Origin of the sequence: Ornithinibacillus halotolerans (assembly GCF_014637405.1) — a bacterium.
GTDB lineage: Bacteria > Bacillota > Bacilli > Bacillales > Amphibacillaceae > Ornithinibacillus > Ornithinibacillus halotolerans.
In genome coordinates, this window is the sequence record NZ_BMEY01000009.1 from 64,908 (window position 1) to 88,064 (window position 23,157).

Here is a 23,157-nt window from a genome sequence, read left to right on the forward strand (position 1 = left end):
TTCTCTCATCTTTCAAAGCAATATGCTTTGTAGGAGTTGGCACCATTTCAAACACGATTGTTTGACGGTTGCCGCGGTTTCATAGGGCCTTTCCCTCCACCGCTCTGGATAAGAGATTCATAAATCATATATTCGATTTTGATAGATTTAACTATATCACCACTGTGAAACTCTGTCAACATAAAAATGAAAATTGTTTATTGTTTTTCGCTAAACAGCTCTGGTTGATACGTTAATAAATAAGAATAGATATTAGGTATTGAACGAAAAGCATAGACTTTTTCCTGGATTATATTATTCTTCTTAATTAATAAACAGGGTACACTTTCAATTTTATATTCCTGCATAAAATCCGGATAAAAAGATGCATTCATCTTATGAAAAATCTCCGTTTTATGGACAGACTCAATCTTCTCAAGCATTGATCTTGCCAGATTACACGTACCACAAAAAGGCGTATAGATATATAATAAGTAATCTTGTTTTTCTAGTTGTTCTTCTGTAATCTCTTTCAAATAATCACCAACTTGTACGTAAGCTATACTAGATAGTGTGGATTAACTGCAATATGCTTACCAAGTAGAAGCATAGCTAGAATTTTTTCAGGAGTTGCGGCCACTTCTCTGTATTCACTACTTACATAAATATGTTCAGCATGAGGTAATTCTAAGGAAAGTTGTTTTCTTAGTTTTATCCCAGACTTATCTTCATCAACAAAAATATAGACATCTTTTTCATCCAATTGATATGTTTCTAACATTTCGTCAAAACGCTCAATATCAAAAGTTCCATTCGTACAGATAATTGTTATTTGATCATCAATCACCTTTTCCAGTTGTCGTTTATCAGTTAATCCTTCAACAATAATAACCCGATCCGGTTGATGTGAAATCATGTAGATCCCCCTCATCTGTTAAATACAAGGCGTCTAAATTTTGTCAAAATGGAAATATAAAACTGACTCTCTTCCTATTTCACGGAAAAAAGTCAGCTTAAGATGCTATATTGTATTAATCTTGCTCTACAAACTCTTTATAACTTTGAGCTGATAATAGTTCATCTAATTCGGATTCATCCGTTAGTTCTACAACGATCATCCATGCATTTTCATATGGAGATTCGTTAACCAGCTCAGGACTATCTTCTAACTCTGTGTTCACTTCGACAATTTTCCCACTTACCGGAGCATAAAGTTCAGATACTGTTTTAACAGATTCAACACTTCCAAATGGCTCGTCAACTTTTACTTCGTCACCAACTTCAGGTAGTTCTACAAATACGATATCTCCAAGTTCATCTTGTGCAAAATCAGAAATACCTATACGAACTGTATTTCCTTCTTTTTTTACCCATTCATGTTCTTTTGAATATAATAATTCATTTGGTATGCTCATTAGTATCCCTCCGAATAATTGATTGTATCTTCACTATACAAGTATTAATCAATTTAAGCTAGTAATAAAGATATACCTGATATATCTTATTGTTCTGTCCAATGCTTTTCAAATTCATCTTCTTTAAAACCAACTGTAACCTTTTTTCCGTCTGTAACAATAGGACGTTTAATTAACATTCCATCTGAAGCTAGTATTTCAGCCATTTCTTCCGTTGTTGCGTCTTTAATCTTGTCTTTAATATTTAACTCGCGATACTTCATTCCACTTGTATTGAAGAATTTCTTAGGTAATAGTTCACTATTTTCAATCAGTTTTAGAATTTCTTCTTTAGAAGGTGTCTCTTCCACAATATGTATGCTATTGTATGTTACGTTATTCTCATCGAACCATTTCTTTGCTTTCTTACAAGTCCCACAGTTTGGATACCAATAAAACGTTAATGCCAAATTAACCCCTCCTTTTCTACCAATATTCTACCATGGATTGCTTGGAAAGATAAGGGGGATATAGGATTTTATAAGAGGGTCAGTCCCCCTAAATTCCTTGCTCGTTGTTAAGTCGTCTTTTATACTAATAATATTAATTTATTAGGGGCGAAGTAATGAAATATATCAATGGCATTCCTTTCACACTCATCGTGTTGACTATTGTTGTTTATATCCCTATTCGAATGGGATACCTCAAATATAATAAGAGAGATGTGGATTACATACGTGAAGTGTTGATTATCGCTTTCTTAATATACGCAGAGACATTATTGTATTTAACGTTATATCCAGGTAATGGCAGAATAAACGAAGAAGTAACTATTAATATAATTCCATTCGAAACTATTAAACTCTATCTTAATTTTCCTGGTGATTTTACCTTACAAGTTATTAATTTACTAGGAAATGTGGTCGTCTTTATTCCGATTGGTTTCCTAATACCACTGTTATTTAAGAACATTTCTTTTGGAAAGATCTTTGTTATTGGTCTAATCAGTACTCTTTTTATTGAAACAATGCAATTAATATTATCTATTAATGGGATTATCTCAAGAAGCTTTGATGTAGATGATTTAATACTTAATACCATTGGGGTCATTGTTGGGTATATACTTCGGATTATGTTCGATATGCTATACAGGTTTATAAGAAAATAAAAAAATATAAACCGTACAAGGACATATTCGTCTTCGTACGGTTTTCCTTATTTCTATTAAACTGTATATTTCTCAGCTTCTATAATTCCTGCTGCAATTTCACGTTTCTTCGCAATCACATTTGTAGGTGTGTGACGAGTTAGTTTACGTAATGAAGAAAGCATCATACGTAATGTGTCACCTTCCTCAACTGCAATTAATGTTTCTTTAGCATCTGCTTCAATACGGTTAAATGCTTCTTGTACATATACTTGTGTGTATAATAGCTTTTGTTTATTTTTATCCGCACCAGTTGCATTTATTGCTTTTTCTGTACGTAAAATTGCACTTTCCATGTTGTATACCTCTGCCACCATATCAGCAAGGTTTACTAAAATCTCTTGTTCTTTCTCAATTTTTTGCATGTACTTTTGAGCTGCTAATCCAGCACCAAGTAATACAATTTTCTTCGCATTTCTTAGTAGATATTTCTCTTGCTCTAGAGGTTCATTGCCTGGTTCTTCCGGCATCATCATCATGATTTCTTCCTGTAGTGCCATAGCTTTTTGGAATAGAGGAAGCTCACCTTTCATTGCTTTCTTGAGTAATGTTCCAGGTACTAGTAAACGGTTTATTTCGTTTGTTCCTTCAAAGATCCGATTAATTCGGGAATCACGATAAATTCGCTCTACTTCATACTCTTGCATAAACCCATATCCACCATGCATTTGAACAGCCTCGTCAGCTGCGTGGTCTAATAATTCAGTAGCCATATATTTGTTCATGGAACACTCAATTTGGTATTCAGCAATAGCACGAGCTATCTCACGCCCGTCTTTTAATTGCTCATCAGTGAGAGATCCCATACGTTGTTCAAAAAGTCCAACTGTACGATATACAGCACTTTCGTTTGCATAGATTTCAGATGCAATGGTTGCAAGTTTTTCTTGTGTTAATGAAAAACTTGAAATTGGAGTATTAAATTGTTTACGTTGGTTAACATATTCTGTTGCAACTTCAAGTGCTCGTTTTGCTCCACCAACACCACCAATTGCAAGTTTGTAACGTCCAACGTTTAAGATATTAAACGCGATGATATGACCGCGACCTTTTTCTCCTAAAAGATTCTCTACTGGAACTTCTGCATCTTCTAAGATTAATGTACGAGTAGATGATGATTTAATTCCCATTTTCTTTTCTTCTGGACCAGTTGAAACTCCAGGGAAGTCTTTTTCTACAATAAATGCAGAGAAATGTTCGCCATCAATTTTTGCATAGACAACAAATACATCCGCAAAAGCTGAGTTTGTAATCCATTGTTTTTCTCCGTTTAGTATATAGTGTGTTCCTGCCTCATTTAGTTTTGCAGTTGTTTTTGCACCTAGTGCATCCGAACCTGAACCAGGCTCTGTTAATGCATATGCTGCGATTAGTTCACCTGTTGCAAGCTTTGGTAGGTATTTTTCTTTTTGTTCTTCATTTCCGAAAAATACAATTGGAAGGGAACCAATTCCTACATGTGCTCCATGAGTGATGGAGAATCCACCTGCTCGTGCAAATTTCTCAGTTATTAAAGAAGAGCTAATTTTATCAAGTGCTAATCCACCATATTCTTCCGGTATGTCTGCACTTAGTAGACCTAGATCTCCTGCCTTTTTTAATAGGTCTACAGAATGTTCAAATTCATGGTTTTCCAGTTTTTCAGCTACTGGTAGTACTTCTCCTACGACGAAGTCTTCGGTTGTTTTGGCGATCATTTTGTGTTCGTCTGTGAAGTCTTCTGGTGTGATGATGTCTTCGCCTTTAAGGTCTTCGACTAGGAAGGAACCGCCTTTGAATAATTTTTCTTTTGTTTCGCTCATTTGTTTACATCCTTTCTACTTTTGAAATCTATATTAGAACTCTTATGCCAGACCCGCGGTCCGAATACACTTCGCTTTCCGCGGGGTGGCAGTGAGCCTCCTCGAGCTTCGCTCTGCGGGGTCTCACTATAGCCACTTCTCCCCGCAGGAGTCTACGTGTATTCGGACCGCTCAGTGCAATTCACTNTCACTTAATTAACTCTCACATTTTTTAATAACCAAAGCATATTCAAACTAGATTGCTAGATTACAACAGTTCGAATACTCCTGCTGCTCCCATGCCGCCGCCGATGCACATGGTGACGACGCCGAATTGGATGTTACGGCGTTTCATTTCATAGGCTAGACTTAGGGTTAGTTTGGTTCCTGTCATACCTAGTGGGTGTCCTAGGGCGATTGCTCCGCCGTTTACGTTTACAATATTTGTGTCTAGGTCTAGTGCTTGGATTACACGAACAGATTGGGAAGCGAATGCTTCGTTTAATTCGAATAATCCTACGTCAGAGAGACCAATTCCAGCAATTTCTAGTGCTTTTGGAATTGCTTTTACTGGACCAACACCCATGATTTCAGGTTCAACACCCGCTACTGCAAAGGAACGGAATTTGACTAATGGTTTTAGCCCTTCAGCTTCCGCTTTTTCACGGTCCATTACTAGAACTGTTGCTGCACCGTCACTCATTTGTGATGAGTTTCCTGCTGTTACTGACCCTTTCACATGGAAAGCAGGGCGTAACTTAGCAAGTACTTCCATTGTTGTACCTTCTCGTACACCTTCATCTGTATCAAAAATGAATGATTTTTCTTCAACTTTATTATTTTTACCGATGAAGCGCTCAGTTACTTCTACTGGTACAATCTCATCTTTAAACTTACCTTCTGCAATTGCTTTTGCAGCTCGCTTATGACTTTCAACAGCAAATGCATCTTGATCCTCTCGAGAAATTCCAAATCGATTGGCTACTTCTTCCGCTGTATGTCCCATTCCCATATAATAACCTGGTGCATCTGTAACTAGTGTTGGGTTTGGTTTAAATGAGTGGCCCAACATTGGTACTAGACTCATAGATTCTGCACCACCAGCTATAATCGTGTCGCTTGCTCCTAGCATGATACGTTCAGATGCATATGCAATGCTTTGAAGGCCTGAAGAACAATATCTGTTTATTGTTATACCTGGTACATCATGTTTTAATCTGGCTAGACCGGCAATATTACGTGCCATGTTCATGCCTTGTTCTGCTTCAGGAATTGCACAACCAATGATAACGTCATCAATATTTCCATCATATCCACCAGCACGCTTTAATGTTTCTTTAATTGTTAAAGCCGCTAAATCATCTGGACGACTATTTTTTAAGGATCCCTTATTTGCTTTTCCAACAGGGGTTCTAGCTCCTGCTACAATTACTGCTTCTCTCATATTTCATTCCCCCTCCCTAGTTTCTCAGTGGCTTTCCTTTTAATAGCATGTGTTGCATTCTAGCTTGTGTTTTCGGTTCTGCAATTAAGCTCAAGAAAGCCTCTCGTTCTAGATCAAGCATTACTTGTTCATCAATGAGTGTTCCTTCTTTAATTCGACCACCTGATAATACATATGCAAGTTTCTCAGCAATTTTCACATCATGTTCGGAAGCATAACCACCAAATTGTAATGTCTTAGCACCGATAAGCATAGCTGCATATCCTGCTTCTCCAACTACTGGAATTTTTTCACGTTGTGGTGCTCGGTATCCTGCTTTTGCAAGTTCTAAGACGCGTTGTTTTGCATCATAGATTAAATGATCTGGATTTGCACTAATTCTGTCATTAGCATCTAAAAACCCATTTTCAATTGCTTCTTTAGCAGAAGTAGATACTTTTGCCATGGCAACTTTTTCAAAGACATTATTTGCAACCTTTGTTAAGTCAAAGTCAATATCTTTTGGTAGATTACGAAGTTCTTTCAAATAAAGTTCTTTCGTTCCACCTCCACCAGGGATTAGCCCTACTCCAAATTCAACAAGGCCAATATATAACTCAGGAGATGCTTGTAGAGCAGCAGCTGGTAATGATACTTCAGCTCCACCACCTAGTGTCATATTAAATGGTGCTACAACTACTGGCTTATTCGCATATTTAATTTTCGTCCCCATATCTTGGAACATTTTTACAACCATATCTAACTCGAAGAAATTGTCATCTTGTGCTTCCATTAACATTAATGCAAGGTTTGCCCCAACACTAAAGTTCTTCCCTTGGTTTCCAATTACAAGCCCTTCGTAATTCTTTTCTACTTCATCGATTGCATTGTTAACCATTTGTATTGAATCTAAGCCAATTGCATTACTTTTAGAATGGAATTCTAGTAATGCAACACCATCTCCAATATCAATTAAACTTGCACCAGAGTTCTTTTTAATTACTCGATTCACATCTTTTAATCGTTTAATGTTAATTTCTTTTGGATTGAATGCTTGTTTTTTATATTCGCCATTATCATAGAAATAAACTTCCCCATTATCTTGCTTATAGAAAGATTCATTACCAGCTTCAAGGAACTCTAGTACCCAATTCGGCACTATCTCTCCTTCTTCTTTCATCCGTTCTACAGATGACCTCAATCCAATAGCGTCCCATGTTTCAAATGGACCAAGTTCCCATCCGAAACCCCATTTCATTGCTTGGTCAATCGCAACAATATCGTCTGCAATTTCACCAACTAATTCAGCAGAATAGAGTAAAGCAGGTTTTAATACGTTCCATATAAGCTCTCCAGCACGATCACCTTTTGCACTTACAAGCGCTTTCATTTTGTTTCGAGTACCTTTTGCTTGTTTCGCTAATTCGACGGCAGGAGATTTTAGTTTTTTACGATCTTCATATTCTAAAGTGTTAGGATTTAGTTCATAGATAACACTTCCATCTTTTCCTTTTTTCTTTAAGAAAAATCCTTGACCACTTTTAGCTCCTAACCAGCCTTTTTCTTGCATCTTTAACATAAATTCTGGAATCTCAAATACTTCTTTCTCTGCACCTTCAACTTTTTCATACACATTTCGTGCAACATGTATAAAGGTGTCTAGACCAACAACATCTAATGTTCGGAACGTAGCACTCTTTGGTCTACCAATTAATGGACCCGTTACAGAATCAACTTCACTAACACTGTAACCGCCTTTTAACATCTCTCTAACAGTAACTAACAAACCATATGTTCCGATTCGATTCGCTATAAAATTTGGTGTATCCTTTGCTTCTACTACACCTTTACCTAAAACATCTTCACCAAACTGTTTCATGAATGAAAGAACATTTGGATCTGTATATTGTGTTGGAATAACTTCTAATAATTTTAAATATCTTGGTGGATTAAAAAAGTGCGTACCTAAGAAATGTTTCTTAAAGTCTTCCGATCGTCCTTCCACCATCGCTTCAACGGATATACCTGAAGTATTAGAACTAACAATCGATCCATCTTTTCGATTAGCATCTACTTTCTCAAATACAGCTTTTTTAATTTCTAGTCGTTCTGTTACTACTTCAATTATCCAATCAACATGTTTAAGTTTGTCCATATCATCATCCATATTTCCAATTTCAATTAAATCAAGACTTGATTTGGATGTGATAGGTGATGGCTTTTGTTTCAATAATGCTTGCTTACTTTGGGCTGCAATTCGATTTCGTACTACTTTATCCTCTAAAGTAAGTCCGAGTCCCTCCTCTTTTTCTGTTAATGCTCGTGGTACGATATCTAGCATTAAAGTTGGAATCCCAATATTAGCTAGGTGAGCAGCAATACCCGAACCCATTACACCAGAGCCTAAGACTGCAGCACGCTTAATAGTTCGCTTCATGTTTTGTCCCCCAATCACTTCTTGAATGAATACTCATTCATTTTTTGATAAAAAAATTAAGGACAGTCTCCTATCCATCTACTTTTACTATAAGATAATTTCTGCTATTTCGCAATAACAAAATGTTTAATTTTATAAATTTATTAAAAATTAGATATAAATTAGAATAGTTTTTGTCTTTTAAAACTTGTCTATTACACATTTCTAATCTTTGAATATTAATTAAATTCAGTGGGACATTACTGAAAAGAAAAAAACAATAATCGTAATCATTACTATTTACAAATCGGAATGATTACGATATGATATTTTTGGCAGTAAACTTATTAACAATAATGTGAGGATTAAAATGAAATTATTTACTACAATCGGTTTAATAATTATTTCAGGCTTCTTACTAATTGGTTGTCAAAGTGAACAACCATCTAATCCAAAGCCAGAAAGCAAATTATCTATCTATACATCTATTTATCCAATTCAGTACATAATTGAACGAATTGGTGGCGAGACGATTGATACTTCTACTATTTTCCCACCTGGTGTGGATGCTCATTCTTATGAGCCAACTACGAGAAAAATGATCCAACTTGCAAAAAGCGATGCATTCGTCTATATGGGAGCAGGTATGGAAGGATTCTCAAACAGCATAGCAAATGCTCTTGAATCAGAACATGTACATTTACTTGAATTAGGACAATACGAGGACTTATTTAGTGAGAATGAGCACGATGAACATTACCATTCTGACGAAGTTGACCAACATGAACATAATGACCATAACCATTCTGGCGATGGTGATCATCATGAGCATAATGACCATAACCACTCTGACGATGGTGATCATCATGAGCACAATGACCATAACCACTCTGACGAAGGCAATCAACATGAGCATGACGGACATAATCATGGTGACCATGATCCACACATTTGGATAGATCCAATACGGATGATTGATATGGCTGAAATCATTTTACAGTTTTTATTGGATATTAATCCATCTGAAATGGATCTATACGAGAGAAACTTCATGGCATTAAAAGAAGATCTTATGAATTTAGATAACGACTTTAAAGAAATGATTGAACAAAAATCTCAAATGAAATTTCTTATCTCTCATGCAGCCTATGGATATTGGGAAGAAAGATATGGGATAAAACAACTAGCCATAAATGGTGTATCCTCAACTAGTGAACCATCGCAAAAAGATTTGGTTAGAATTATTGAACAAGCTAAAAACAGTGAGTTAAACTATATTATTTTTGAGCAAAATACTTCAAGTAAGGTTTCAACTATCATTAAGGATTATCTTCAAATTGAAACTCTTACCATACACAATCTAGCAGTCTTAACAGAAGACGATATTAAGAATAAAGAAGATTATTTAACTCTTATGAGAAAAAATTTAAAGGTGCTTGATCAAGCATTGCAGTGAAAGGATATATAATATGAATAAAGAAAGTCCGATTATATCTCTCAAAAATATCGAATATACGTACGAGAAGAAAACCGTTCTTAAGAATGTGAACTTTGATTTGACAAAAGGATCTTTTGTAGGCTTACTTGGTCCAAATGGTGGTGGGAAAACTACTTTAATCAAAATAATTCTTGGAATGCTTTCTCCAATGAAAGGAAGCTTAACACTTTTCAATAAACCAGCTGAAAGCTTTAAAGACTGGAATAAGATTGGTTTTGTCTCTCAAAAGTCTAATTCATTTAATAAAGGATTCCCAGCTACTGTATTTGAAGTTGTTTCAGCTGGATTAACAAGTAAAATTGGTTACTTTAAATTCTTCAATAAAAAAGATAAACAAAAAGTGTTAGATGCAATCAAATCAGTAAATATGAGTGAATATACGTATGAAAATATCGGTAATTTATCTGGTGGACAACAACAGCGTGTGTTTATTGCACGTGCATTAGTAAGTGAGCCAGAATTACTAATATTAGATGAACCTACTGTCGGAATTGATTATGAAAATGTTCATCGTTTTTATGAGTTATTGCATGAATTAAATAAATATAAAGGTATTACTTTACTTTTAGTTACTCATGACACTGGAACGATGACCAAATATGCTACAGATATTGTATGTTTAAATAAAACACTTCATTTCCATGGGAAACCAGATGAATTTGAAAGTTTAACAGAAAAAGAAATGTCAACATTTTACGGTCATCCAGTCAATATCGTTACCCATGACCATTAATTAGAGGAGAACTAAATTATGTTAGCAGATTTATTGGAGTTTAATTTTTTAAGACAAACCTTCTTAACTGGTTTACTTATAGGCATTATCGCCCCTTTATTAGGTACTTTCATTGTAGTTAGACGATTATCCTTAATTGCAGATGCCTTATCACATGTTACACTTGCTGGTATAGCATTTGGACTATTTATCGAGAAGAAATTTTCTTTTACATTATTACCACCTATTTACAGTGGTTTAGTATTTTCAGTAGTTGGTTCTATTTTTATCGAAAAGTTAAGGCATGTATATAAGGCTTATCAAGAAATTGCAATTCCCATCATTCTATCAGGTGGTGTTGGATTAAGTGTTATTTTTATTGCCTTAGCAGATGGATTTAATACAGAACTGATGAATTTTCTTTTCGGTTCCGCTTCCGCAGTAAGTAAAACAGATTTTTATACTATTTTAACCATATCCATCTTTGTGGTAGTTATTATCTTCCTATTTTATAAAGAACTTTTTACTCTATCTTTTGATGAAGAACATGCAAAAGTCTCAGGAATACATGCTAAGCAAATACATTTATTATTTATTATCTTAACTGCTTTAGTTATTGCAGCCTCCATTCAGATCGTTGGTGTATTACTCGTGTCAGCTTTAATGACTTTACCAGTTGCTGCAAGTATGCGTATTGCTAAAGGTTTTAAACAAATGATGTTCTTATCTATTCTTTTCGGGGAAATAGCTGTTATAATAGGGTTAATCTCAGGATATTATTTAAATATCCCTCCAGGAGGAACAATTGTAGTCGTATCAATTATTATTTTATTACTTTCGATTGGATACAAACGTATATTTGTAACAAAAACAAAAGTAGGTGCTACAGTATGAATACTTCTAAGGCGATTGAACTTCTAAAGAAAAAAGGCTATAAAACAACGGGTAAAAGAAAAGATATTTTAACTTTTTTTGACGATGCAGATGGGTATCGAACTGCGAAAGAACTCATTCAGCATTTGGAAACAATCCATGATGGAATAAGCTTTGATACAATTTACAGAAATCTTCATCTGTATCATGAAATGGGAATATTGGAACTAACAGAATTAAACGGAGAGAAACATTTTCGTATGAGCTGTACACACCATCATCATCACCATTTCATCTGTAAAGACTGTGGTAAAACAAAGGATATAGATGTATGTCCGATGGATGAAGTTAAGAAAACCCTTGTAAATTATTCTATAGAAGATCATAAATTTGAGATTTATGGTCTTTGTCCAGCTTGTCAGACTGCTTAAATATAGGTAAAACGAAGAGGCTAGTAAAAAGAATTTAGTCTAAAGATAAATGCGAACAATAAATTAGTATGTGCTTCTAACCCGCTCCGGGAATATACTTCGCTTTCACTTTCGAGTACAAGTGCGACATCCGCTCGATAGAACCATCGCGGTGTCTTCTTTGCCGCGGGTGGCTGGTGAGCCAGGCTACTACTTGAATAAGCTTCTTCGCTGCCTTGCACCGAGGAAGCTTTCTTCGTAGCGATACTTGCAGACGCAGGTGCATCAACGGGTCTCCCCGATGCCTTGCTTCCCGCAGGAGTCTACGTATATTCCCGGAGCTAATAATGCTTATTGTTCGTCTAGACAAACTTTTAATTTCGTCTCAGCCTCTTCTATCATTATAATAGTTACATTTCTTCCTCAATCTTTATTTCCTCTAGTGTTTTCTCAAGTGAATGTAGCAGTTTTTTTAGACTAGCTTCTTCTTCTCTCGATACAGGTTTCTCTCCATAACGCACTTTTTGATAAACTTGGGCGTTGCCTTCAAGGCCAAGTCTATTAAACCAATTCTCAATGGATTCATAATGCATTCTCCCAAGTTTTCGTTTGGCTGCTTTTAATTCAAATTCAAACATTAATCTGCGAATTGGATGGTTAGGGCTTCTTCTTCTTCGTTTGAAAAGCGTTCTACCAAATTTTCCCCTGTCCGCTAATTTTTCTTCCTTAATACTATACTGCGTTACTTCTTCTTGATCATTCTCTGCTGCTTTCTCTTTCAATCCACGATAAATTAAGTAGATTAATAGAAGAACAATAACACCAATTGCAATCATTATTAGCGTGTTCATATCGATTCCTTCTGATGGTTGACTTGTGTATTCCTTAATCTCTTCCCCTTCCGCAAAACCAGGAGTACCCTCAATCGGTTCCATTTGGTCAATGCCTCTCTGGAAGAATTGCGCTATACCGAGATACTCTAGAAACTGTGCAAATTTACCTGCAACTAATGTCAGTACACTGCCTATACCGCTCCAAATAAATGATACAACTTTGGTTAACGTATCTCGAAGGAGAAAAAATAGCATAGCACTTCCTAAAAATATCCCACCCCATTTAATCCATTCTGTACGATGGAAGGAATTTCTCTTTTCTCTTTCAATATGGTATAGGTTGCTTAACGTATTTCCAATCAGTGTTACAGCAATTAGTGTTAGTAACAACATGACATAGGTAAAATTCTGAGTTACAAGCAGTGCGAGAATGGTTAATAAGAATGTTATGATTAAATAATTTGATTCGTTATTAATAAATATTTTATTTCGAATAGAGATAAATCGCCATACGAATAACCCTGAGAATAACGCACTTAGTCCAGTATTATAGCCAAACGAAGTTAATACGATGAACACAACTGGTATTGAGATTATATATGGAATATAACTGTTTGTTATTTTAGAAATAACAGCATAGCCAACACTTATTGCAAACAGTATACTTATATAAGTCCATATTGGAAGACCTTCGAAATACTTATACATAATTGGTAGAAGAGACAAGTAAATAATTATTCCTTCACTAATAAAATGGTAGGCATAGGTTATTTGAAGTTGTTTATTGTGCAATTTTTCACCTCCAGGAAGCTATTTAGCGGTCAGCAGTTCCTCCATCCGTTTCAATTGTTCCTTCAATGACTCTTGATCGGATTCATTTACTATATGATTTCCATACCGTACACTCTGGTAAATATTAATGTCCTCTTCTATTCCAATTCGTTTAAACCAATCTTCAATCGTTTCATGTGGCTTTCTACCTTTTTTATGTTTGACTGCTTTCCGTTCAAATTGAAATACCAATTTTCGAATCGGATGATTTGGTGATTTGACCTTACGACGAAAAATAGATGTTTTATTGTCTTCTACAATTGAATCCCGTTGGATAAGGAAAGTAGCCTCCGAAACTTTCTCTTGAATCTCTCCTTTTTTATAACGTTTCTTAACTTGTCTTCTAAAGAAGGAGATGATCAAAAGTACCATAACAAATAATAATACAACAGCAATTGTAAACATTAATAGACCTGACATTTCGCGAATAACACTTTCATCTGGTGCTGCATACCCATACCCGTCATGTGTTATCTTATCACTGTCTTGATCTGGCCAACCTCTTTTTTCAACTTCAAAAAAGTAACCTAATACATTTGAAACACCAAGGATTGAACCACCTGTCAATGAGATCAAACCATCCCATAGTGTAACAGTGACGAACCGCAAGATTGGGTAAGTAGCAAAAAGCAAAACTGCTCCGGCTATCAATATCCCTATAAAATACCCTGGTACTTTACGATCTATTTGTTTTCGATCTTCTTTCACAACATAAACTAAATGACTGGAGATATATCCAAAAAACAAGATTACAAACTGTAAAAATGGATATACCATAAACTCACTATCATGAACAAAGATTGTTACATATATCGTAGCGATAACTGTTAATAAAATATATAACGATTCTCTTTTAATGAACTCTTGATGTTGTATTGCCATATATCTCCAAACTAGTAAACCAGATAATAAAATAACTATAATCGTTGGATAATCAAGCATAGAGAATGTAACGAATAAAACAGGTGCGACTAGTACGTATACAAATAAATTAGCATTAGACTTTTTAATAAGTGTAAAGATAATACATGCAACAACAATTACTGCTAGATAGCTCCAATAAGGAACGTAGAAATAGCGATGATAAAAGACAGGCATAAAAACCATAAATATGATAATAGCTTCCGCCAAAAAGTGATAGGCATAGGCAATCAGAGGATGATTATGTTGCATTCCTGATTGCCTCCCTCGTAACTGATCTGATACCAGCTCCACCTTCTCCTTCCACAACTTGGTAAACACTATTTTGGGCTTGTTTCCAAGAATTCATCATTTCCATGGCACCAGACGGCAAGTCACCGATGAATATTATGGTTTTTGGCTTAATAAACTGTTTTCCAATATGAAACATCATCTTATTAAATGGCAAGATTGGGGCTTGTTTATGAACCCTTGCAAGCATTTCAAGTGCGTGCATATAATGAGTTTTTCCTTCGCCTTCATGCAAGTGAATATATGGCGTCTTCCCTGGTTTTCTAGCATTAATATAAATCTCAAATGGAATTCGCATTTTGGTAGCATATTCACTTAAATAGGCAGTATAAGAAAGTAAATTTTCGAGATTTTTATTAAAGCTTACTAAGTTTTTATCATTCTCTGTACTTAAATTGATAATAAATACAAACGTTCGATCGACTACTTTTTCATATATATTGGTTTGCATTTTCTGTGTTTTTACAGTAGCCTTCCAATTAATCTTATGGAATGGATCACTATAACTGTAATCCCGTGTTCCTAATGGACTTTGAACATCTTCAAAAGGAGAAAAATTTAATCTACTTTCCCCAGGCATCATATGAAAGACCGCATTTGCTCCATGTACTGGTAATAGCTTCGGATAAACAATAAATTCCGTATTATGAAAATCATAATAACGAAGGCGAACCCTGCTAAAGTTTAATAAATGAGGGAAATCATATGATATATTTTTTACACGAGCAACCCCTCTTTGCTCTGCATGTAAAGGAAATTCAATAACTGTCTTCTTCTTTTGAATTATAGATAGTGGAAGTTTTAATTCTTTCCAGTACTCTTTGTCGTTATTTGCAATTGTATAAGCTTTCATTGCAGAACCAATTTGAAAAGTGAATTCTCCATTAATTAATGGAAACATTGACCTATTTTCTATTTCAAATTTATAACTAGTTTCCTCCCCTGGAAAAAGCTTGATCGAACGTTGTTCATTCTTTAAGGAGAGACTTTTCTCCACACTTTTGTCGTAAATTTTGTATGCAATTAAATAGGCAGTAAAAATACCAACTGCGATAAAGACGATTGGTGATTTGAATATGACTCCGACAATAAAGAAAACTAGTAAAGCTAAAAGGATATAATCAAAACTGCTTGAGTCTCCTGTTCCTGCTTCCTTTCTCCACATCATTGAGTAACGGCCCCTTCTTCAACCGGTACAGGGACAGCTTCCAAAATTTCTTGTACAATTTGTTCTGCAGTTTTCTTAATGGAGCCTTCCATTGTAAGTATTAGACGATGCTCAAATACATACGGCGTTAATGATTTAATATCATCTGGAGTAACATATTCTCTACCTTGTAAGTATGCACGTGCTTGTGTTGCACGCATTAATGCAAGCATTCCCCTCGGGCTAATGCCTAACTCAACTTCATGATGATTCCTTGATGCATGAACTAAATCTAATAAATAGTCATATACCACTTCAGAAATGGTAACTTCTTTTATTTCCTCTTGAATAGAGCGAATCTCATCTAATGACAATGCAGCACTAATGGAATCATATGGATCACTTGTACGATATGTAGTTAATATTTGTTTCTCTTCCTCTTTTGATGGATATCCTAAATCAACTTTAAACAAGAAACGGTCTAACTGTGCTTCAGGTAATGGGAAAGTTCCATAATTACTTTCTACTGGGTTTTGTGTAGCAAGAACTATAAATGGTGCCTCTATTTTAATTGTTTCACCATCAATAGTAGCTTGGTATTCCTCCATAACTTCTAATAAACTGGATTGTGTTTTTGGTGTTGCACGGTTAATTTCATCAGCAAGTAATACATTGGATACTGCTGGTCCGATACGCAATTCAAACTCCTGTGTTTTTGGGTTAAAGAATCTGATACCAGTTACATCACTAGGAAGTACATCTGGAGTAAACTGAACACGATTAAATTTACCATCCATTACTTTAGCAAAACTTTTCGCTAATTTAGTTTTCCCAGTCCCTGGTACACTCTCCAATAACACATGGCCACCTGCAAATAAGGCGGTGAAAAGTAAATCGACAACTTCTTCCTTACCATAAATAACTTTATTTAGTGATTCCTTTGCTAATTTAATATTTTCCATTCTTTAAAAACCCCCTATTAGTAGTAAAAATTAGATAATTGATACTATTATAACATGTCTTTCTATTCATTTACGATATTAAAGTATGAAAGTTTCACTCTTTTTCTTTACTCTATTCTTTTAAGTAATCTATCATGTTTCTCAATTCTTGTTTTAATTGATTCATTTCACTCTCATTCACATCCATTTCGCCGTACCTAACCTTTTGATAAGCAAGCAAATTTGATGATAATCCAATCCTATCTAGCCAATCCTCCACTGTTTCAAAAGGCTTTCTACCCTTCTTATATTTCACTGCTGTTCTCTCAAACTCGAAGACTAATTGTCTTACTGGATTAGTTGGCTTTCCAATGAACAACTTTCTAATTCTTTCAAATGGAAAAACTAATTTACTATTTGTAGGAACTAGTTCATAAGATTCAGATAATTGGTCATTTTCTTCTCTAAACTTCACCCTTGTACGGAATTGTCTTACGATTAAATAAATCCCACCTAAAATAATGAATGCCGTGATTAAGATGTAAGTTATTGAATAGGTAGCCACATATCCCCAAATGGATGGGCCTGGTTCTCCCTCTTCTCCTAACCCCATTTCTTCTATTCTATACTTATTCCAATCTATTAAGTTCTCATAATCAGCATCTGGAACTAGTCTAGACAGTAATGTCGCAAAAAAGAAGAGAATACCACTTATTGCCTGCCATATTTTTATACTTACAAATTGTAAAACATCGGAAAATAAATAAATAAAAATTGTAATAAAAGTAAAAAATATGATAAAACGCGGCCATATTTTCCTATTAATATATCTTCTTTCAGATCGGCTGTTAGAAACTATATTACTTAAAATAAATCCTACTAAAATATTTATTAGTTGAAAGACAAAGATGAATAAGAAAACAAGATCACGTAGAAATAATAGACCTAATACTGTTAATACCAATGTCAATATTAAATACATATTTTCTCTTTGTAAGTACATTTCACTACGAATTGCAATATATCTCCAGGTAATTAATCCTGTAAATGTTATGCTTAATCCTAAAGGATATCCGACCATTAAGAAGACGGCGATTACAACAGGAACCGATAAAAAATACCACAAATGACCAGTAGAATATTTAGAAATGATTGTATAAGTCAGAGCTAAGCCTAGTACAAGAAATATAAAAATCCAATAATCTACCTGCATGTAATGGTGAAAAACAACAGGAAGAAGTAACAAATAAACGATAATTGCTTCACTAATAAAGTGATAAGCATGGATTACCTTAAGGTTTCTATAATTCAATTAAGACACAACCTTTATCTTCAGTTAAGTAACAAGACATTTCCAAACATTATAACACAAATATTCCGAATTTTATGATTGAAATTTATTTGCAAACATAAAAAAGACAATCCATTACAGATTGTCTTTTTTATATTTATGCTTTTACAATTCTTATTTTCTTAATTTGATATCCATCGTTTTCTTCTACAATGAATTTAAATCCTTCATGCTCAACTGTAGTGCCTTTTTTAGCTTCTACATTTTGAGTAATAATCCATCCTGCGATAGTGTCGACTTCTTCTTCATCAAGATCTGTACCAAGAAATTCATTAACTTCATATAATAAAAGCTTCCCATCGACTAAGACAGAGCCATTTTCTTGTTCTTCAATCATAGGAGTTTCATGTACATCAAATTCATCACGTATGTCTCCTACGATTTCTTCTAATATATCTTCAACTGTTATTAATCCTGCTGTTCCACCATATTCATCAACTACAATCGCCATATGAATTCGTTCTTTTTGCATTCTTAATAGCACTTGCTTAATTGGCGTTGATTCAGAAACATGGAGAATTGGACGTATATGTGGAACTATAGATTCTTTTTCACTAGTAATATGGCCTGTAAATAATTCCTTAATATTAACCAATCCAATAATATGGTCCTTATCACCATCTGCTACTGGATATCTCGTATATTGTCCTTCACGGATAACATTAATATTTGTTTCATAACTATCTTCTTTGAAGAAACAGACCATTTCTGTTCTGGGTACCATAATCTCTCTAGCAACCCGTTCATCAAATTCAAAGATATTATTCACATATGTCATTTCTGACTTATTTATTTCCCCATTTTTATAGCTTTCAGATAAAATAAGGCGAAGCTCTTCTTCTGAATGAGCATTGTCATTTTCACTTGTAGGTTTTAGACCTAGTAAACGAATTAACAGTTTTGCAGTGCCGTTAAATATAAACGTAATCGGATAAAGAATATAACGGACGACTATTAGTAGTTTTGCTAAATTTAAGGCTAGTACTTCTGCATTATTAGTTGCTACTGCTTTTGGGACTAATTCACCAAGCACTAAACGAAGATATAAAATAATGAAAAAGGCAATTAAAAATGATAAGAAACCAACTGAATTAGTTAATCCCATATTCTCGAAAATTGGACGAAATACCGATTCGACATACCCTTTACCTATCCATCCAAGTGCTAATGCAGTCACTGTTAGACCAACTTGACACAGATTGATAAATGCATCCAGGTTATCGTCTATTTTTTTCAAGCTAACCGCTTTTGAATTACCTTCCTCAATTAGTTGTTCAATACGGCTTGAACGAACCTTCACAATGGCAAATTCGGTTGCTACAAAGAATGCGGTTAAAAGTATCAATGTAGCAACCCAAAGTAAGTTTACTATATCCAATTAAGATCCTCGTATCAAAAATGATACGTAGGATTTCACCTCCTGAAATTTTCAAACTATAAATAGTTAGTTATTGTTCCGTTCCTTTGTAGATGATTCTTCTCTTAGGAAAACTTAGAATATCTACAAAATTTATTTGATTAATGTATACTAATGCCTTCCCATCAGAATCACCTACTTTCTTAAGATAATTATATTCTATCTCAAACAATCAGTCTACAATAATATTTCATGTTACGTGAGAACTGTTCATACACTAAAATATGCTAATTGGACAAGGTGGGAGTACTATTGATAAAAAAGACAATAGCTATCATTTTGGGTAGCTTTTTTATCGCAATTGGGGTAAATTATTTTGTCATACCTCATCATTTAGTTGAAGGAGGAATAGTTGGAATTAGTTTAATTGGAAAGTATGCATTTCAATTACAACCTGGTTTAATTACTATTATTCTAAGTTGTCCACTTTATTTGCTTGCTTTCTTCGTTGATAGAAAATATTTCTATAATGGCATACATGGATTATTAGTTTCATCCTTTTTTATTGACCTCTTCCAGCCAATATCATTTTATTCTTCCCTCCCTGTTTATATCAGTAGCATATGTGGGGGCTTCATAATTGGAATAGGAATTAGCATCTTATTAACGAATCATATTAGTAGTGGAGGATTGGACTTACTTGCATTAATGCTAGCTAAATTCACATCCATAAACGTTGGTATTTTTATACTCTTTTTTGATAGTATAGTCATTCTTATTGGATCTATTGTTATAGTCGAAACCACTATTCTTTATTCCGGTATGTTAGTTGCTATAATTGGGGTAACAACAGTCTCCATTACAAGTTATTTCAAACATAAAAAGTAGCTCATATTATTAAAAAGAGCTACTTTTTTGCTTTATTTTTTTACGTCTTTTGTTGTTTCATTATTTGTTCGACGAAGTAACTTAACAAAAGCAAGAACAATGATGATTAGGATTAATGTAAATGGTAGAGCAGATATGAGGGACGCTGTTTGTAAAGCATCTAAACCACCAGCTAATAACAGAACTAGAGCTATAGCAGTAATTAATACTCCCCAAATAATTTTTACTACTAGCTCTGGATTTAAACTACCTTTTGATGTCATACTACTTAGGATATACGTAGCAGAATCTGCTGAGGTAACTAGAAATGTGAAAATTAACAGAATGGCAAGAATGGACAGAATGGTTGACATTGGCAGAACCTTAAAAGTCTCAAATAAGGCAATTGATACATCTTTGTTTACCGCTTCTGCAATCATTGCCCCAGAATTAAGATCACTATGTAATGCTGTACCACCAAATACGGCAACCCATAAACAAGCTATAGCCGGTGGAACAATTAATACACCAAAAACAAATTCTCTAATCGTTCTTCCTCTAGAAACTCTAGCAACAAATGCACCTACAAATGGAGACCAAGCTATTGCCCACGCCCAATAGAAAATGGTCCAATCTCGTACCCAACTTCCGCCTCGGTATGGTGTTAGCCGTAAACTATATTCAATAAAATTGGTTAAATAATCTCCGAGTCCAAGTGTAAAAGAGTTTAATATAAATATAGTAGGACCTGTAATAAACACAAAAAGTAATAACAGTAAACAGAGGCCTAAATTAATATTACTAAGCCATTTAATCCCTTTGTTTAAACCAGTACTGGATGATAATAAATACAGTAATAAAATTACGACTGCAATAATTATCTGTGTCCATATCGAATTAGGTATACCAAATTTACTAGATAAACCTCCATTCATTTGTAATATACCAAGACCTAATGAAGTCGCTACCCCCATTACAGTTGCAATTACCGCTAATGAATCAATCGAATTAGAAACAATTTTACTCTTTCCAAGTACAGGAGAGATGGCAGTCGAGATTAAACCGTTTTTCTCCTTATTAAATTGATTAAAAGCAATAATTAATCCAACAATCGCAAAAACAGACCATTGACTAATTCCCCAATGAAAAAAGCTATATCCCATTGCTATACGTGCTGCTTCTTCAGATTTACTACCTAAATCTGGAAATGGCGTTGTAAAAAAATGAGACATTGGTTCTGCAACACCCCAGAATACTAAACCTGATCCAAAACCAGCTGAAAATAGCATGCCAATCCATGTAAAAAAAGGATAATCGGGTCGAGAATTTTGTGCTCCTAAGCGTACCTTACCATATTTACTAAGGGAAAGAGCAATTAGAAAAATGATAAACATAAATACAGCTAGTAAATATAACCATCCAAAATTTATAGTAGTGAAATTAAACAACATTTGAGCAACATACTCAAATCGTTTCGGCAAAAACGCTCCCAGTAGGACTAAAACAGAGATACTAATCGCAGATATGTAAAATACAGGATTATGATAGGACCTCTTTTTCATGAATTATTCCTTTCTATTATAAATTTCATTCTTTTTTATTCTTTTACTAATATTATTTTTTATTCTAAGTATGGTATTCCCTAAAAACAAAAAAGATCAAACCTCTAACTATATAGAAGTTTGATCTTAACTAATTTTATTTCATTATTATTGAACTACTCTTCTCACATGACCGGAAAAGTGATCTTTCCAATATCCAGAAGTCATATCTGCAACAGCTAATCCAGTAGAATTCTGAGCACCGATGAATTTTCCATTACCAACGTATATTCCAACATGACCATTTGTTTTATACGTATTGAAGAAGACTAAGTCTCCTGGTCTAATATCACTATAGGATACCTTTATTCCTGAATACTGCATTGCTGATGTACTAGAAGGTAAAGATACCCCTGCTTGTCCATACGCCCAAGATACAAATCCTGAACAATCAAAACCTCCTGGACCTTTTCCTGCCCATACATAAGGAGTTCCTATATGTGGGTATCCAGCATTGATTGCAGTTTGAACAACACCATTGGAAGAAGCAGGTGCAGACTGCTTACTTTTACTTAATTGTGTTAAAGAACCATTTGAATCTGAACTATTACTGCTATTTGCTGATGCAACAGGATTGGATACTGTTCTTTTTGCTGCAAGTTGTCTATTTACTTGTGCTTCGATTGAAGCTAACTGACGTTCTTCAATTTGTAAATCTTTTATTTTATTCGTAAGACTTTTTTCTTTTTTACTTAATTCTTTTTTCTTCGTTTCATTTTGATCTTTTTGAACTAAAATCGTATCTTGCATCCCTTTTAACTCTGTTTGAAGATCCGATAATTCAGCTAATTTGTCTGCTACTTTTTGCTTATCTTCTTCTAGTTTGTTAACTAAATCTGCATCTGATGTTGTAATCTTATTTACAGCTGCTACACGACTAATAAAGTCTGTAAAACTAGAAGAACCGAATATTACATCAAGGAAGCCGATACTTCCACCATTTTTCTGATAATTAACCATACGAGTACTTAAAAGGTCATAGCGTTTTTCTATCTCTTTTTCTAATTGAGCAACTTCTTCCTCTGTTGTTTTAATTTGCTCATTAGTATCATCAATCATCTTTTGATTTGATTTTAATGCTTCTTCAACTTGTTTAATCTCTTCGTTTAATTCTTCAATTTCTGTTAGAACTTTTGCAATTTCTTCCTCTGCTTTTGATAACTCACTTTTTATATTTGAACGTTCATTTTTTATCTCTGCTTGTCTATTATTTAAGTCATGGATATTTTCTGCATGAGCAACATCTAAGGCAAAACTACTTGTAAGGCCGATTACAGCTACTGTTGCAATTGTAACGAAAGACTTTTTCACTTTCTTTCCCCAC

21 protein-coding genes and 1 riboswitch are annotated in these 23,157 nt (G+C 34.4%); of the genes, 6 read left to right on the forward strand and 15 right to left on the reverse strand.

Translation table 11 applies throughout. The annotated features are described in order from the left end of the window. Window positions 1–2: 2 nt before the first annotated feature. A riboswitch (SAM riboswitch) is annotated at window positions 3–115 on the reverse strand. An 82-nt stretch (window positions 116–197) separates the two neighbouring features. The 4 genes from IEV35_RS10370 to IEV35_RS10385 form a co-directional block, all read right to left on the reverse strand. After that, window positions 198–515 (reverse strand): thioredoxin family protein, encoded by a 318-nt coding sequence (locus IEV35_RS10370; protein WP_188384586.1) that lies wholly within the window; start codon window positions 513–515, stop codon window positions 198–200. 23 nt (window positions 516–538) lie between these two features. Then, on the reverse strand, window positions 539–895 hold the full coding sequence (locus IEV35_RS10375; RefSeq protein WP_188384587.1) for a toprim domain-containing protein: 357 nt from the start codon (window positions 893–895) through the stop codon (window positions 539–541). 115 nt (window positions 896–1,010) lie between these two features. Then, window positions 1,011–1,394 carry a glycine cleavage system protein GcvH gene (gene gcvH / locus IEV35_RS10380; protein ID WP_188384588.1) on the reverse strand — a complete coding sequence of 128 codons (384 nt, stop codon included), beginning with the start codon at window positions 1,392–1,394 and terminating at the stop codon, window positions 1,011–1,013. An 86-nt stretch (window positions 1,395–1,480) separates the two neighbouring features. After that, a complete protein-coding gene (locus tag IEV35_RS10385) occupies window positions 1,481–1,843 on the reverse strand; it encodes an arsenate reductase family protein (RefSeq protein WP_188384589.1) in 363 nt (120 codons plus the stop codon). Window positions 1,844–1,998: 155 nt separating this feature from the next. Here IEV35_RS10385 and IEV35_RS10390 point away from each other — a divergent pair, with 155 nt between their 5' ends. After that, on the forward strand, window positions 1,999–2,541 hold the full coding sequence (locus IEV35_RS10390) for a VanZ family protein (protein ID WP_188384590.1): 543 nt from the start codon (window positions 1,999–2,001) through the stop codon (window positions 2,539–2,541). Between the two features lie 56 nt (window positions 2,542–2,597). Here the strand turns inward: IEV35_RS10390 and IEV35_RS10395 are convergent, their stop codons facing one another. From IEV35_RS10395 to IEV35_RS10405, 3 genes are all read right to left on the reverse strand, one after another. Then, entirely contained in the window at window positions 2,598–4,382 is a 1,785-nt protein-coding gene (locus IEV35_RS10395) for an acyl-CoA dehydrogenase FadE (RefSeq protein ID WP_188384591.1), read from the reverse strand. Between the two features lie 247 nt (window positions 4,383–4,629). Further along, window positions 4,630–5,805 carry an acetyl-CoA C-acetyltransferase gene (locus IEV35_RS10400; RefSeq protein ID WP_188384592.1) on the reverse strand — a complete coding sequence of 392 codons (1,176 nt, stop codon included), beginning with the start codon at window positions 5,803–5,805 and terminating at the stop codon, window positions 4,630–4,632. Window positions 5,806–5,821: 16 nt separating this feature from the next. Beyond that, window positions 5,822–8,221, reverse strand: coding sequence for a 3-hydroxyacyl-CoA dehydrogenase/enoyl-CoA hydratase family protein (locus IEV35_RS10405; protein ID WP_188384593.1), 2,400 nt, complete (start codon window positions 8,219–8,221; stop codon window positions 5,822–5,824). 349 nt (window positions 8,222–8,570) lie between these two features. Here IEV35_RS10405 and IEV35_RS10410 point away from each other — a divergent pair, with 349 nt between their 5' ends. From IEV35_RS10410 to IEV35_RS10425, 4 genes are read left to right on the forward strand one after another with little or no spacing between them, the layout of a single operon-like run. Continuing rightward, window positions 8,571–9,656, forward strand: coding sequence for a metal ABC transporter solute-binding protein, Zn/Mn family (locus IEV35_RS10410; protein ID WP_188384594.1), 1,086 nt, complete (start codon window positions 8,571–8,573; stop codon window positions 9,654–9,656). Window positions 9,657–9,669: 13 nt separating this feature from the next. Beyond that, the gene (locus tag IEV35_RS10415; protein WP_188384595.1) at window positions 9,670–10,431 is read left to right on the forward strand and encodes a metal ABC transporter ATP-binding protein; all 762 of its coding nucleotides are present in this window, start codon (window positions 9,670–9,672) and stop codon (window positions 10,429–10,431) included. Between the two features lie 18 nt (window positions 10,432–10,449). Next, window positions 10,450–11,304 (forward strand): metal ABC transporter permease, encoded by an 855-nt coding sequence (locus tag IEV35_RS10420; protein WP_188384596.1) that lies wholly within the window; start codon window positions 10,450–10,452, stop codon window positions 11,302–11,304. Then, window positions 11,301–11,714, forward strand: coding sequence for a Fur family transcriptional regulator (locus IEV35_RS10425; RefSeq protein WP_188384597.1), 414 nt, complete (start codon window positions 11,301–11,303; stop codon window positions 11,712–11,714). Before IEV35_RS10420 ends, IEV35_RS10425 begins: the two co-directional genes overlap by 4 nt. Window positions 11,715–12,103: 389 nt before the next feature. On the opposite strand, the gene IEV35_RS10430 is transcribed toward IEV35_RS10425, so the two are convergent. From IEV35_RS10430 to IEV35_RS10455, 6 genes are all read right to left on the reverse strand, one after another. Beyond that, window positions 12,104–13,318 (reverse strand): hypothetical protein, encoded by a 1,215-nt coding sequence (locus IEV35_RS10430; RefSeq protein WP_188384598.1) that lies wholly within the window; start codon window positions 13,316–13,318, stop codon window positions 12,104–12,106. 18 nt (window positions 13,319–13,336) lie between these two features. Further along, on the reverse strand, window positions 13,337–14,530 hold the full coding sequence (locus IEV35_RS10435) for a hypothetical protein (protein WP_188384599.1): 1,194 nt from the start codon (window positions 14,528–14,530) through the stop codon (window positions 13,337–13,339). Continuing rightward, window positions 14,520–15,737: a DUF58 domain-containing protein gene (locus IEV35_RS10440; protein ID WP_188384600.1), complete on the reverse strand. Its 1,218-nt coding sequence runs from the start codon at window positions 15,735–15,737 to the stop codon at window positions 14,520–14,522. Before IEV35_RS10440 ends, IEV35_RS10435 begins: the two co-directional genes overlap by 11 nt. Beyond that, complete coding sequence (locus IEV35_RS10445; protein WP_188384601.1) at window positions 15,734–16,678, reverse strand: AAA family ATPase; 945 nt, start codon at window positions 16,676–16,678, stop codon at window positions 15,734–15,736. Before IEV35_RS10445 ends, IEV35_RS10440 begins: the two co-directional genes overlap by 4 nt. 112 nt (window positions 16,679–16,790) lie before the next feature. Beyond that, the gene (locus IEV35_RS10450; protein WP_188384602.1) at window positions 16,791–17,969 is read right to left on the reverse strand and encodes a hypothetical protein; all 1,179 of its coding nucleotides are present in this window, start codon (window positions 17,967–17,969) and stop codon (window positions 16,791–16,793) included. Window positions 17,970–18,105: 136 nt separating this feature from the next. Beyond that, window positions 18,106–19,386, reverse strand: a complete 1,281-nt coding sequence (locus IEV35_RS10455; RefSeq protein ID WP_188384603.1) for a hemolysin family protein — start codon at window positions 19,384–19,386, stop codon at window positions 18,106–18,108. A 291-nt stretch (window positions 19,387–19,677) separates the two neighbouring features. On the opposite strand from IEV35_RS10455, the gene IEV35_RS10460 reads away from it, so the two are divergent. Beyond that, window positions 19,678–20,253, forward strand: coding sequence for a YitT family protein (locus IEV35_RS10460; protein ID WP_188384604.1), 576 nt, complete (start codon window positions 19,678–19,680; stop codon window positions 20,251–20,253). Between the two features lie 32 nt (window positions 20,254–20,285). On the opposite strand, the gene IEV35_RS10465 is transcribed toward IEV35_RS10460, so the two are convergent. Continuing rightward, window positions 20,286–21,794, reverse strand: coding sequence for a BCCT family transporter (locus IEV35_RS10465; RefSeq protein WP_188384605.1), 1,509 nt, complete (start codon window positions 21,792–21,794; stop codon window positions 20,286–20,288). A gap of 147 nt (window positions 21,795–21,941) precedes the next feature. Continuing rightward, window positions 21,942–23,144, reverse strand: a complete 1,203-nt coding sequence (locus IEV35_RS10470; protein ID WP_188384606.1) for a C40 family peptidase — start codon at window positions 23,142–23,144, stop codon at window positions 21,942–21,944. Between the last annotated feature and the right edge of the window lie 13 nt (window positions 23,145–23,157).